This is a genomic window from Streptomyces sp. P17, assembly GCF_032436805.1.
GTDB lineage: Bacteria > Actinomycetota > Actinomycetes > Streptomycetales > Streptomycetaceae > Streptomyces.
Genome location: NZ_JAVRBF010000004.1, coordinates 139,091 through 151,801, shown reverse-complemented (window position 1 = coordinate 151,801; position 12,711 = coordinate 139,091). Strand labels below are relative to the sequence as shown.

The 12,711-nt window shown below is 66.6% G+C and carries 8 protein-coding genes; 7 read left to right on the top strand and 1 reads right to left on the bottom strand.

Translation table 11 applies throughout. The annotated features are described in order from the left end of the window. Positions 1-3 precede the first annotated feature (3 nt). Complete coding sequence (locus tag RMT89_RS03870) at positions 4-3,789, bottom strand: GH92 family glycosyl hydrolase (RefSeq protein ID WP_315882478.1); 3,786 nt, start codon at positions 3,787-3,789, stop codon at positions 4-6. A gap of 345 nt (positions 3,790-4,134) precedes the next feature. On the opposite strand from RMT89_RS03870, the gene ngcE reads away from it, so the two are divergent. From ngcE to RMT89_RS03835, 7 genes are all read left to right on the top strand, one after another. Then, positions 4,135-5,580: an N-acetylglucosamine/diacetylchitobiose ABC transporter substrate-binding protein gene (ngcE, locus tag RMT89_RS03865; protein ID WP_315882477.1), complete on the top strand. Its 1,446-nt coding sequence runs from the start codon at positions 4,135-4,137 to the stop codon at positions 5,578-5,580. Between the two features lie 74 nt (positions 5,581-5,654). Continuing rightward, positions 5,655-6,584, top strand: coding sequence for a sugar ABC transporter permease (locus tag RMT89_RS03860; RefSeq protein ID WP_315882476.1), 930 nt, complete (start codon positions 5,655-5,657; stop codon positions 6,582-6,584). A gap of 18 nt (positions 6,585-6,602) precedes the next feature. Then, positions 6,603-7,526 carry a carbohydrate ABC transporter permease gene (locus tag RMT89_RS03855; RefSeq protein ID WP_315882475.1) on the top strand — a complete coding sequence of 308 codons (924 nt, stop codon included), beginning with the start codon at positions 6,603-6,605 and terminating at the stop codon, positions 7,524-7,526. Between the two features lie 195 nt (positions 7,527-7,721). Further along, complete coding sequence (locus RMT89_RS03850) at positions 7,722-8,921, top strand: ROK family transcriptional regulator (RefSeq protein WP_315882530.1); 1,200 nt, start codon at positions 7,722-7,724, stop codon at positions 8,919-8,921. Between the two features lie 133 nt (positions 8,922-9,054). Then, positions 9,055-10,155: a substrate-binding domain-containing protein gene (locus RMT89_RS03845; RefSeq protein ID WP_315882529.1), complete on the top strand. Its 1,101-nt coding sequence runs from the start codon at positions 9,055-9,057 to the stop codon at positions 10,153-10,155. Positions 10,156-10,338: 183 nt separating this feature from the next. After that, complete coding sequence (locus tag RMT89_RS03840; RefSeq protein WP_315882474.1) at positions 10,339-11,130, top strand: ATP-binding cassette domain-containing protein; 792 nt, start codon at positions 10,339-10,341, stop codon at positions 11,128-11,130. Further along, on the top strand, positions 11,127-12,422 hold the full coding sequence (locus RMT89_RS03835; protein ID WP_315882473.1) for an ABC transporter permease subunit: 1,296 nt from the start codon (positions 11,127-11,129) through the stop codon (positions 12,420-12,422). Before RMT89_RS03840 ends, RMT89_RS03835 begins: the two co-directional genes overlap by 4 nt. Positions 12,423-12,711 lie beyond the last annotated feature (289 nt).

Genomic DNA, 12,711 nt, shown 5'->3' with positions numbered 1-12,711 from the left:
TCCTCATCCGGCGAGGAGTTCGACCTCCGAAACGGTCGCCTCGCCGTCCAGCACCAGGCGGTACCTCTCGTACGTACCCGGTGACCCCACCGAGAACGCCCGGGTCTGCCGGTCCCATGCGAAGGACTCACCGGTACGCCGGTCCAGGGTTGTCCACTCGGTCCCGTCGGAGGCGCCCTGGAGGGTCCAGCCGGTCGGCGCCCTGGTGCGGTCCGACGAGGTCAGCGTGTACTGGAGGGCCTGGGCTCTGCCGGACACCGGCAGGTCCACCGAGGTCACCGTCGCCTGGGTCGCCGAGGTGTTGTCGAACAGGGCGCCCTCACCCTTCAGGACGTCCGCCCGGGGCGTCGGCACCTTGTCGTCCTTGGTGATCGACACGGGCGCCGCGTTCTTGCCGGTGCCCCAGGACGACGGCCGCGGGCCCATGTCGAACTCCAGGACGCCGCCCTTCGCGAGCAGCTTGTGCGGCAGCGAAGTCGACGTCCAGGTCTTGCCGTTGACCTTCAGACCCTGCACATAGACATTGCGGGCGCTGTTCTTCGGTGCCTTGACGACGAGGTCCTCGCCGTTCTCCAGACGCACGGTCGCCTTGGTGAACAGCGGCGACCCGACGGCGTACTCGCCGCTTCCCATCACCAGCGGGTAGAAGCCGAGCGCGGAGAAGAGGAACCAGGCCGACTGCTCGCCGTTGTCCTCGTCGCCGGGGTAGCCCTGACCGATCTCGCTGCCGGTGTAGAGACGGGAGAGCACCTCGCGGACACTCTTCTGCGCCTTCCACGGCTGCCCTGCCGCGTCGTACATGTAGATGGCGTGGTGGGCGACCTGGTTGGAGTGCCCGTACATGCCCATCCGGACGTCCCGCGCCTCCGTCATCTCATGGATGACACCGCCGTAGGAGCCGACGAAGTCGGGGGAAGCGGTCTCCGGGGTGGAGAAGTACTCGTCGAGCTTGTCGGCGAGCTTGCCGCGGCCGCCGTAGAGGTTGGCGAGCCCGCGGGAATCCTGCGGGGCGGTGAAGGCGTACCCCCAGCCGTTGGTCTCGGTGTAGTCGTAACCCCACACCCGCGGGTCGTACTTCGCCGACTCGACCCGCCAGTCGCCCTTGGCGTCCCGGCCCTGGAAGAACCCGGCCTTGGAGTCGAACAGGTTCACATAGTCCTGGGCGCGGTCGAGGAAGTACTCCGACTCCTCCTTGTAGCGCTTCTCACCGGTCTTCTTGTAGAGCTCCTGGCCCATCCGCGCGATGCCGTAGTCGTTCAGGTAGCCCTCCAGGGCCCAGGACAGGCCCTCGCGGGTGTCGGTGCTGGTGTAGCCGAGGAACGGTGAGGTCGCCATGCCCTTGCGGCCCACGCCCGAGGAGGGCGGCACCACGGTGGCGTTCTTCACGGCCGCGTCGTACGCCGACTTCGCGTCGAAACCGACGCCCTTGACGTAGGCGTCCGCGAAGGCCACATCCGACGATGTGCCGGTCATCAGGTCCGCGTAACCCGGCGAGGACCAGCGTGAGGTCCAGCCGCCGTCCTTGTACTGCTGGACGAACCCGTCGACCATCTCGCCCGCCTGAGAGGGCGTCAGCAGGGAGTACGCCGGCCAGGTGGTCCGATAGGTGTCCCAGAAGCCGTTGTTGACGTACACCTTGCCGTCGACGATCTTCGCCCCGGTGTGCGTCGGGGTGTCCGGATTCGGCATCGGCGAGAAGGGCGAGGCGTACTGGTACTTCGAACCGACCTTCTCGAAGCCCGAGTTGGGGTACAGGTACAGCCGGTACAGGCTGGAGTACAGGGTGGTCAGCTGGTCCGGGGTCGCGCCCTCGACCTCCACCTTGCCGAGGATGCGGTCCCACTGGCGCTGGGCGCGGTTCTTGACGGCCTCGAAGGAGGTGCCGTCCGGGATCTCCTGGCGCAGATTGGCCTTGGCCTGGTCGACGCTGATGAGGGAGGTGGCGATCCGCAGGGTGACGGTCCGATCGTCCGCCTTGAAGCGCAGATACCCCTTGACGCCGCTGGATTCGCCCTCGGACACCGGCTTGTCGAACTCGCCGTACACGAAGAGCCGTGTGGCGCCGGTCGACAGCCCGGACTTCACGTCGGAGTACCCGGTGAAGGTCCCGCTGTCCTTGTCGAGGGTCAGGCCCGCCTGGTCGGTGACGTTGTCGAAGACGACGCTCGTGTCGTCGCCGGGGTAGGTGAAGCGCAGGACGGCCGCGTGGTCGGTCGGCGTCATCTCCGCCTTGAGCCCGTTCTCGAACCGCACCCCGTAGTAGTACGGCCGCGCGGTCTCGTTCTCGTGCCGGAAGGCCAGCTCGCGGGCCTCCCGGCCGGTCTCCGGCGTGCCGGACGCCACGGACGGCATCACCTGGAAGGTCTGCCGGTCGCCCATCCAGGGGCTCGGCTCATGGCTCGCGCTGAATGCCTGGATCGTGGGCAGATTGTCCGCGTTGTTCGCACGTGCGTAGTCGTACAGCCAGCTCAGCGAGCCCGCGTTGGTGACCGGCGTCCAGAAGTTGAAGCCCTGCGGCACGGCCGTCGCCGGGAAGTTGTTGCCGCGCGAGAAACCGCCGCTGGAGTTGGTGCCCCGGGTTGTGACCGCGTAGTCCGACAGATGGGCCTTCGGCCGCTCCTGCGGCACGTTCTCCAGGGCCACGTCGTCCAGCCAGCCCCGGAACTTCGCCGGGCCCTTGGGGGAGTCGTAGGCGACCAGGATCCGGTCCACCGTCTTACCGGCCGCGACCGAGCCGATCCGCGAGACGACGTTGTTCCACTGGTTGACGTAGAGGACCTTGGACGCCCCCTGCCCCTGCGGCGTCAGCGCGAACCCGTACTGGTCGGTGGCCTTCAGGTCGCTGAGGTAGGTGCCGTCCGTGAAGGCGAGGTCCACGGAGACGTTCGTGGCGTCGTAGTCGAGATCGCCGTCGGCCATCGACGGGAAGATCCGGTACGACAGCCGGGTGTCGCGGCCGACCGCCACGTCCACGTCGAAGACCTTGTTGTACGAGTACGCTCGCCCGTCCGCCGTGTGCCGCCCCGCGTAGCGCAGCGCCCGCTTGCCGGTGAAGCCCGCGCCCGCCTTCGCCGTCGGCGAGCCGCTCGGACCGCGGTCGACGAGCGAGAGCATGTCCTGCGGCACCGGCCCCTCGCCGCCGCCCGTGGAGAACTGGACGTCGGCGAGCTGGAGTATGCCGGAGGCGCCGTTGTTCCGGGTGACCTCAAGCCGGAAGTGCTGGTACTCGGCCGGCTCGGCGATGTCGTACGTCTTCGTCTGGAACCGCTCGGCGAAGGTCTCCCCGGAGCGGGTGTCGAGGGTGGTCCAGTCCGTGCCGTCCGTGGAGCCCTTCAGGATCCAGTCCCGCGGGTCGCGCTCGGCGAAGTCATTGGCCGAAGTGAGCGCGTATTTCGCCACCTTCACCGGTTTGTCCAGATCGAACTCGACCCATCCGGTGGGCTGGAAGACCAGCCACTTGCTGCTCGGCTCGCCGTCGACGAGGTTCTCCTTCACCTCGCCGGCGCCCGAGTTCTCGCCGTTCGCCCGTACGTCCGTGACATGGTCGGTCACATTGCCTGGAATGCCGGAACTGTAACCGCCGTCGACGCCCGCGGCCCGCTTCGAGCCGTCCGGGGCCTCATCGACCGTGTTGAGCCAGGTGGGGGCAGGGTCGCCGGTCTCGAAGGAGGAGCTGAACTCCCGGTCGACGGCGGGGGCCTCGGGCAGGGCCACCGTGACGCCCTGTGACCCCACCGCCAAAGCGAAGGCGGTCGTCCACACGACCGCCGTGCCACGTCTGTGCCTCATCGGCAAGCACTCTCCCTGCGCTCTGGACAACGTTGTCAGCTTCGGTGCGCAAGGATTAGTTGTGGCTCAAGTTGCCTGTTGTGTCAAGGGCGTTGGCTGTGGCATTCGGGGGGATGGCGAGGATATTTCCATCAGGCGGGGCACAGCCCGCCCGTATTTCCGAGAGGTCTCAACTCGGAAAAGACCCATGGCCAACCTTGCATTCGATCTTGCTCCGCTGGCGGGAAGTGGACTATACCTGTCGGCGATTCACGGTACGTCCTGCACGACCCTGCTTGACCTGACCGCGGTGCCCGGGAGGATCCGGTTCACCGCCTGAGTCCTGGAGAAGGCGAGGACTTGAGCATGGGATCCACTTCCGACCCGAACAGCACAACCGGGGGCACCAACCGCCGCGATCTGATCAAGCGGTCCGCCGCACTCGGTCTGATCTCCGTACCCACGATGAGCTTCCTGTCCGCATGCGCCAGTGGTGGCGGAGGAGACGAGTCCGGAAACGACACCGAGGGCAAGACGTCCGAGAAGAACCCGTTCGGTGTGAAGGAGGGCAGCAAGCTCGACGTCGTCGTCTTCAAGGGCGGTTACGGCGACGACTACGCCAAGGCGTGGGAGGCGTCCTTCAAGAAGAAGTGGGGGGTCACCTCCACCCACACCGGCACCCAGGAGATCACCGGCAAGCTCCAGCCGCGCTTCAACGCCGGCAACCCGCCGGACATCGTGGACGATTCGGGCGCCCAACAGATCCCGATCGACGTGCTCCACAAGAACGGCCAGCTCCTCGACCTCGCCGAGGTCCTGGACGCCCCGTCGATCGACGACCCGAGCAAGAAGGTCCGCGACACCCTGATCCCGGGCACGCTGGACGCGGGCATGCAGAGCGGCAAGGTCGTCGCGCTCAACTACATCTACACGGTGTGGGGCCTTTGGTACTCCGGCAAGCTCTTCCAGGAGAAGGGCTGGGAGGCGCCCCAGACCTGGGACGACTTCCTCGCCATCTGCAAGGACGCCAAGTCCCAGGGCATCGGGGGCCTGGCCCACCAGGGCAAGTACCCGTACTACATCAATGTCGCCATCATGGACCTGATCGCCAAGACCGGCGGTCTTGACGCCATGAAGGCGATCGACAACCTCGAACCCAACGCGTTCGTGGGCTCCGACGCCGCGACGGCCGCCATCGAGGCGATCTACGAGGTCGTCGAGAAGGGCTACTTGATGCCCGGCACCAACGGCCTGACGCACACCGAGTCGCAGACCCGGTGGAACCAGTACAAGGCGGCCTTCATCACCAGCGGTTCCTGGCTGGAGAACGAGCAGCTGAAGCAGACGCCGGAGGACTTCGACATGAAGTTCCTGCCGATGCCGCTGCTGCCGGACAGCAAGCTGCCGGTCGAGGCGATCCGGGCCGGCTCCGGGGAGCCGTTCATCATCCCGGCCAAGGCGAAGAACCTGCCCGCGGCCAAGGAGTTCATGCGGATGATGCTGTCCAAGGAGTGGTCGACGCTGTTCGCGAAGGAGGCGAACTCCCTTACGATTCTTCAGGACGGGGTGGACTCCAGCGTCCAGCTGCGGCCCGGTACCCAGTCCACGGTGGAGGCCTCCAAGGCCGCCGGTGACAACACCTTCCGGTTCCTGTACACGGAGTGGTACAGCGAGATGGGTACGGCCATCGAAAACGCGTCCAACGAGCTGATGGCGAAGCGGATTCAGCCCAAGGAGTGGCTGAAGCGGGCGCAGGCCGCGGTCGACAAGCAGGCCAAGGACCCGGCTTCCAAGAACAACCGTCGGGACTGATCCCGCTCGACCGACCGCGTTCCGGGCCGGACATCACCGGCCCGGAACGGGACTTCAGGAGCAGGAAAACGCCTATGCGTAAAGGGCAGCACCGGTTCGTCGCGGGATTTCTGTTCGCTCCCGTGGCGCTCTATGTGATCTTTGTGATCTGGCCGTACATCCAGACGTTCGGCTATTCGCTGACCGACTGGAAAGGGCAGTCGCAGACCTTCAACTTCGTCGGCCTGGACAACTACATCGCGTTGTTCAAGGACGACATCTTCATGGGGGCGATCTGGCACAACATCCTGTTCCTGATCTTCATCCCGGGGATCACGATCCTGCTGGCGCTGTTCTTCGCGTTCATGCTGAACGCGGGCGGGCGCGGGCGGGCCGGCGGGGTCTCGGGGGTGGCGGGCTCCTGGTTCTACAAGGTCGTCTACTTCTTCCCGCAGGTCCTGTCGCTGGCGATCCTCGCCGTGCTCTTCGGCGCCGTGTACCGCAGTGACGGCGGCGGCATGCTCAACGGCGCCCTGATCAAGCTCGGCCTGGTCGACGAGAACAGCCCCGTCGAATGGCTCAACGAGCCCGACATCGTGCTCTGGGCGCTGATCGCGGTCGTCGTCTGGCACGGCGTCGGCTTCTACCTGGTGCTGTTCTCCGCCGCGATGCAGTCCATCCCCCGGGACATCTACGAGGCCGCGCTGATCGACGGCGCGGGCCGGGCCCACACGTTCTTCCGCATCACCCTGCCGCTGCTGTGGGACTCCGTGCAGACCGCCTGGGTCTACCTCGGTATCGCCGCGATGGACATGTTCATCCTGGTCACCACCATGACCTCCGGTGACTACGGCGGCGGCCCCGATCACCGCAGCGAGGTCATGGCGACGGTGATGATGCGCAACTTCCTGCTGTACGGAAAGAGCGGCTACGCCTGTGCCATGGGCGTGATCATGCTGCTCCTCACCCTGATCGTGTCCGTGGTCACGCTGCGCGCCACCCGCCGTGAGCGCATCGAGTTCTGAGCGGGAGAGAAGACGACGATGAGCGCACCCATCAAGGAATCCGCGCCCCCCACCGGGCGGCCGCCGGTGCACAAGGCCCCGGCCCGCCCGGGCGACGAACGCAGCGAGGGCGTCGTACTGAACGTCTTCTCGCACGGCTTCCTCGCCCTGTGGGCGCTGCTGATCGTGCTGCCGCTGCTGTGGCTGGTGCTCAGCTCCTTCAAGTCCGATGTGCAGATCGGCTCCTCGGCCTTCGGCTGGCCCGAGAACTGGTCCCTGGACGTCTTCTCCCGGGCCTGGGACAAGGGCATCGGGGACTACTTCCTCAACACCGTCATCGTGCTGGTCTTCTCGGTGCCGCTGACCATGCTGCTCGGCTCCATGGCGGCGTACGTGCTGGCCCGCTACCAGTTCTGGGGCAACAGGTTCCTGTACTACTTCTTCGTCGCGGGCGCCATGTTCCCGGTGTTCCTGGCGCTGGTCCCGCTGTTCTTCATGGTCAAACGGCTGGACATGCTGAACACCTACCAGGGTTTGATCCTGGTGTACGTCGCCTACTCGATGCCGTTCACGGTGTTCTTCATGCACGCCTTCTTCCGGACCCTGCCCTCGGCGGTGTTCGAGGCGGCGATCCTGGACGGCGCCTCGCACACCCGGACCTTCTTCCAGGTCATGATGCCGATGGCGAAGCCGGGACTGCTCAGCGTCGGCATCTTCAACACCCTCGGCCAGTGGAACCAGTTCATCCTGCCGACGGTGCTGATGCAGCCGCAGAGCGGGGACGATCCCGAGCGCTATGTGCTGACCCAGGGGCTCATCCAGCTCCAGCAGCAGCAGGGGTACGCCTCCGACCTTCCGGTGCTCTTCGCGGGCGTGACCATCGCGATGATCCCCATGCTGGTCGTGTACCTGTCGTTCCAGCGTCAGGTGCAGGCGGGTCTTACCTCCGCGACCTTGAAGTAAGCCTCGAAGTAACCCTCGGCAGTCAGTCGTACGCACGCCGTTCCCCTCCCTGGGAGCGGCGTGCGCCGGTGTGCCCTGGACCCCGGATACTGTTCAACCTCTTGACGGGAGGCAACCCGAACGGCTCAGCTTAGAGTTCACTAGTTGGACATAGACGGGGCCTCACTGAAGCGGTCCCGCGCGCAGGAGGTCGTCGTGGAGACTCCGGGGTCGCAGTCGTCGCTGCACCGAGCCAACCTGGAGCGGGTCGTCCGGGCCGTGCGGCTGGCGGGTTCGCTCACCCAGGCGGAGATCGCCAGGACGACGGGTCTGTCGGCGGCGACGGTATCCAATATCGTCCGGGAGCTGAAGGACGGCGGAACCGTCGAGGTCACGCCCACTTCGGCGGGCGGCCGCCGGGCCCGCAGCGTCAGCCTGAGCGGCGATGCCGGCATCGTCATCGGCGTCGACTTCGGGCACACCCATCTGAGGGTCGCGGTCGGCAACCTCGCCCATCAGGTGCTGGCGGAGGAGTCCGAGCCGCTGGATGTGGACGCCTCCTCGACGCAGGGCTTCGACCGGGCGGAAGAGCTGGTCAACCGCCTGATCGCGGCGACCGGGGTGGACCGCTCGAAGATCGCGGGCGTGGGTCTTGGCGTGCCGGGACCGATCGACGTGGAGTCCGGAACCCTGGGCTCGACCGCCATCCTGCCGGGCTGGACCGGCACCAAACCCGCCGATGAACTGCGCGGACGGCTCGGTGTGCCGGTCCATGTGGACAACGACGCCAACCTCGGCGCCCTCGGTGAGATGGTCTGGGGGAGCGGCCGTGGGGTGCGGGATCTGGCGTACATCAAGGTCGCGAGCGGTGTCGGCGCGGGTCTGGTGATCAACGGCAAGATCTACCGGGGTCCGGGCGGCACGGCCGGAGAAATAGGACATATTACACTTGACGAGTCCGGCCCGGTCTGCCGTTGTGGAAACCGTGGCTGCCTGGAGACCTTCACGGCCGCGCGCTATGTGCTCCCGCTGCTCCAGCCCAGTCATGGCAACGATCTGACCATGGAGGGTGTCGTACGGCTGGCCAGGGACGGAGACCCGGGCTGCCGTCGGGTGATCGCCGACGTCGGCCGACACATCGGCAGTGGAGTCGCCAATCTCTGCAATCTTCTGAACCCGAGCCGGGTGGTCCTCGGCGGTGATCTCGCCGAGGCCGGCGAACTGGTTCTCGGGCCCATCAGGGAGTCCGTGAGCCGGTACGCGATCCCCAGCGCGGCACGTCAACTCTCCGTTCTCCCAGGGGCTCTTGGGGGCCGTGCGGAGGTGCTCGGAGCGCTCGCTCTCGCACTCAGCGAGATGGGCGATTCGACACTTTTGGACGGCACCCTGCACGCGGCTGCACCCGCCTTCACTTAGAGAACGGATGGCACCGTTGCCAACCCGTTAAGGATTTACTTCTTGACGTCGCACGCGTGGCCGAGTTGACTTCCAGCCACCTCGGCCGCAACGACGCGGCCTCGTCAGGGAGGTTTCTGAAGTGAACACGCGTATGCGTCGTGCCGCTCTTGCCGTTGCCGCAGGTGCGATGGCCGTCTCGCTGGCCGCCTGTGGCAGCGCCGATGAAGCGGGCGACAAGGACTCCACCACGTCGGCCGCCGCGAAGGGCGACGACATCAAGGTCGGTCTCCTCCTTCCGGAGAACCAGACCGCGCGGTACGAGAAGTTCGACCGCCCCCTCATCGAGAAGAAGATCGGCGAGCTGACGAACGGCAAGGGCGAGGTCGTCTACGCCAACGCCAAGCAGGACGCCAGCACGCAGAGCCAGCAGGTCGACTCGATGATCACCAACAAGGTGGACGTGATCATCCTGGACGCGGTGGACTCCGCGGCCATCAAGTCCTCCGTGCAGAAGGCCAAGGACGCCGGCATCCCGGTCGTCGCCTACGACCGCCTGGCGCAGGGTCCGATCGACGCCTACACGTCCTTCGACAACGTGACGGTCGGCAAGACCCAGGGCGAGGCCCTCCTGGAGGCCCTTGGCGACAAGGCCAAGGACGGCCAGATCGTCATGATGAACGGCTCCTCCACCGACCCGAACGCCGCCCAGTTCAAGGAGGGCGCGCACTCCGTCCTCGACGGCAAGGTGAACATCGGCAAGGAGTACGACACCAAGGAGTGGAAGCCGGAGAACGCCAACGCCAACATGGAGGGCGCGATCTCGGCGATCGGCAAGGACAAGATCATCGGCGTCTACTCCGCCAATGACGGCATGGCGGGCGGCATCATCACCGCCCTCAAGGCCGCCGGCCTCGACGACGTCCCGGTGACCGGTCAGGACGCCGAGCTCGCCGGTGTGCAGCGCATCGTCACGGGTGAGCAGTACATGAGCGTCTACAAGCCGTACGCCCCCGAGGCCGACGCCGCCGCCGAGATGGCCGTCGCGCTCGCCCAGGGCAAGTCGCTCGACTCCGTCGCCAAGGACAAGGTCGACAGCCCCACCAACAAGGGCATCCCCTCCGTCCTGGTCGACGTCACCTCGCTGACCCAGGACAACATCCAGGACACCGTCATCAAGGACGGCGTCTACACGGTCGCGGAGATCTGCACGGCCAAGTACAAGACGGCCTGCGACAAGATCGGCCTTGAGTAAGTAGCCGCAAGTCCCTTTCCATGTAAGGGAATTCGTTCTTGAATTCCCTTACGGGACTTGAGCTCCAGGCTTCCTCCGGCGCCTCGCGCACTCGACAGCCCCGCAAGCTCGGCGCGGGGCGCCGGACGGAACTCTCCCCCTACTCTTCAGCACAACCTCCCGCCGGGTCAGGCGGCGAAGGAGATGGTTCACGTGTCCGCTACGCCCGTGCTGGCGTTGCGCGGGGTCTCCAAGCGGTTCGGTGCCGTTCAGGCGCTCACCGACGTAGAGCTTGAGGTCCACGCCGGTGAGGTGGTCGCCCTGGTCGGCGACAACGGCGCCGGAAAGTCCACGCTGGTCAAGACGATCGCCGGCGTGCATCCCATCGATGACGGCGTCATCGAGTGGGACGGCAAGTCCGTCACGATCAACAAGCCGCACGACGCCCAGAACCTGGGCATCGCGACGGTCTACCAGGACCTCGCGCTCTGCGACAACATCGATGTCGTCGGCAACCTCTACCTGGGCCGGGAGCTGCGCAAGCGCGGCATCCTGGACGAGGTGGAGATGGAGCGCCGCTCCCGCGAGCTGCTGGACACGCTGTCGATCCGCATCCCCAGCGTCCGTATCCCGATCGCCTCGCTCTCCGGCGGTCAGCGCCAGACGGTCGCCATCGCCCGCTCCATGCTGGGCGAGCCCAAGCTGGTCATCCTCGACGAACCCACGGCCGCCCTCGGCGTCGAGCAGACCGCCCAGGTCCTCGACCTCGTGGAGCGACTGCGCGAGCGCGGGCACGCCGTCATCCTCATCAGCCACAACATGGCGGATGTGAAGGCGGTGGCCGACAAGGTCGCCGTCCTGCGCCTCGGGCGCAACAACGGCGTCTTCGAGGTCAAGTCGACCTCGCAGGAAGAGATCATCTCCGCCATCACCGGCGCCACGGAAAACGCCGTGACCCGTCGTGCGGCGCGCACCAATGGGGAGATCAAGAAGTGAGCAGCATCGACAAGACCTCCACTCCGCCCGAGGACCACGCGGTGGAGAACCCCGAGGCGGCGGCCGCGGCCGTCACCGTGGTGGACCCCCGTCTGCTGGTGCGCGAGCAGGGCCTCGCGGGCTACGTCTCCGAGTTCAAGCGCAAGATGAAGGCCGGCGACCTGGGTTCCATCCCGGTCGTCATCGGTCTGGCGATCATCTGGATCATCTTCCAGAGCCTGAACTCCAACTTCCTGACCGCCGGCAACCTCTCCGACATCTCCGTCGCCATGGTCGGCACGGGCATGATCGCCGTCGGTATCGTGTTCGTCCTGCTGCTGGGCGAGATCGACCTGTCGGTCGGCTCGGTCTCCGGTGTCGCGGGCGCCTCCTTCGCGGTGCTGAACGTCACCAACGGCATGAACGAGTGGCTCGCCTTCGTGCTGGCCATCCTCACCGGCACGGCCGCCGGCGCCATCCACGGCTTCTTCTTCGCGAAGATCGGCGTCCCCGCCTTCGCCGTGACCCTGGCCGGTCTGCTGTTCTGGAACGGCTTCATGCTCCAGATCCTGGGCGACAACGGCACCATCAACCTGGACAGCGACGGCGTCGTCGCCAAGCTGACCAGCTACTACTTCTCCGATGTGGCCGCCGCCTACGGTCTCGCCATCGCCGCGACCGCGCTGTTCTTCTTCAGCTCCTTCTACGGCAACCGCCGCCGCGAGGCCGCGGGCGTGCCGTCGAGGCCGCTGAGCGACACCATCCTGCGCACCGTGCTGCTGGCGATCGTCTCCTTCGCCGTGGCCATGGTCTACAACTCGTACAAGGGCCTGCCGCTGGCCGTGGTGCTCTTCATCGCGGTCCTGCTGCTCACGGACTTCGTCCTGCGCCGCACCGGCTACGGCCGCAAGGTGTTCGCGCTCGGCGGCAGCGTCGAGGCGTCCCGCCGTGCGGGTATCAACGTGGAGATGGTCCGGATCTCGGTCTTCGCGATCTCCGGCACCTTCGCCGCCATCGGCGGTCTGTTCATCGCGTCCAAGATCGCCTCGGCGAACCAGGGCGCCGGCGCCGGTGACCTGCTGATGAACGCCATCGCGGCGGCCGTCATCGGTGGCACCTCGCTGTTCGGTGGCCGGGGCCGCACCTGGAACGCCCTGCTCGGTGTCCTCGTGATCGTCTCGATCCAGTACGGCCTGGCCCTGGAGGGCATCGCCTCCCCGGTCCAGTACATGATCACCGGTGGCGTGCTGCTGGCGACCGTCGTCATCGACGCGGTCACCCGCAAGACGCAGAAGACCGCCGGTCGCGCGTAAGCGCTGCGCTGCTGGAGCCGCGGACCGCCGTGGCGGTTGCGGACGGTTCGTTTGCTGCGGGCCGTCCGTGGCTGGTCGCGCAGTTCCCCGCGCCCCTGGGGACGCTGTAGTCCCGCTCCTGAGTCCTGTGCCCGGCACCCATGGCGGTGCCGGGCACAGTCATGTCGTAGGAGCGCCACATCGCGGGTACAGCCGATGGCGTGATGTACGACGCACCGCCCGGGCGCGGTCCGCGAAGGCGGAACATTAGACTCGACAAGCCCGGCAACAGCTCGAACAGCTCTACTGC

Coding starts and splice junctions, on each gene's coding strand:
- RMT89_RS03845 (WP_315882529.1), top strand. CDS start 9,055: ATGCGTCGTGCCGCTCTTGCCGTTGCCGCAGGTGCGATGGCCGTCTCG.
- RMT89_RS03840 (WP_315882474.1), top strand. CDS start 10,339: ATGGTTCACGTGTCCGCTACGCCCGTGCTGGCGTTGCGCGGGGTCTCC.
- ngcE (WP_315882477.1), top strand. CDS start 4,135: ATGGGATCCACTTCCGACCCGAACAGCACAACCGGGGGCACCAACCGC.
- RMT89_RS03860 (WP_315882476.1), top strand. CDS start 5,655: ATGCGTAAAGGGCAGCACCGGTTCGTCGCGGGATTTCTGTTCGCTCCC.
- RMT89_RS03855 (WP_315882475.1), top strand. CDS start 6,603: ATGAGCGCACCCATCAAGGAATCCGCGCCCCCCACCGGGCGGCCGCCG.
- RMT89_RS03870 (WP_315882478.1), bottom strand. CDS start 3,789: ATGAGGCACAGACGTGGCACGGCGGTCGTGTGGACGACCGCCTTCGCT.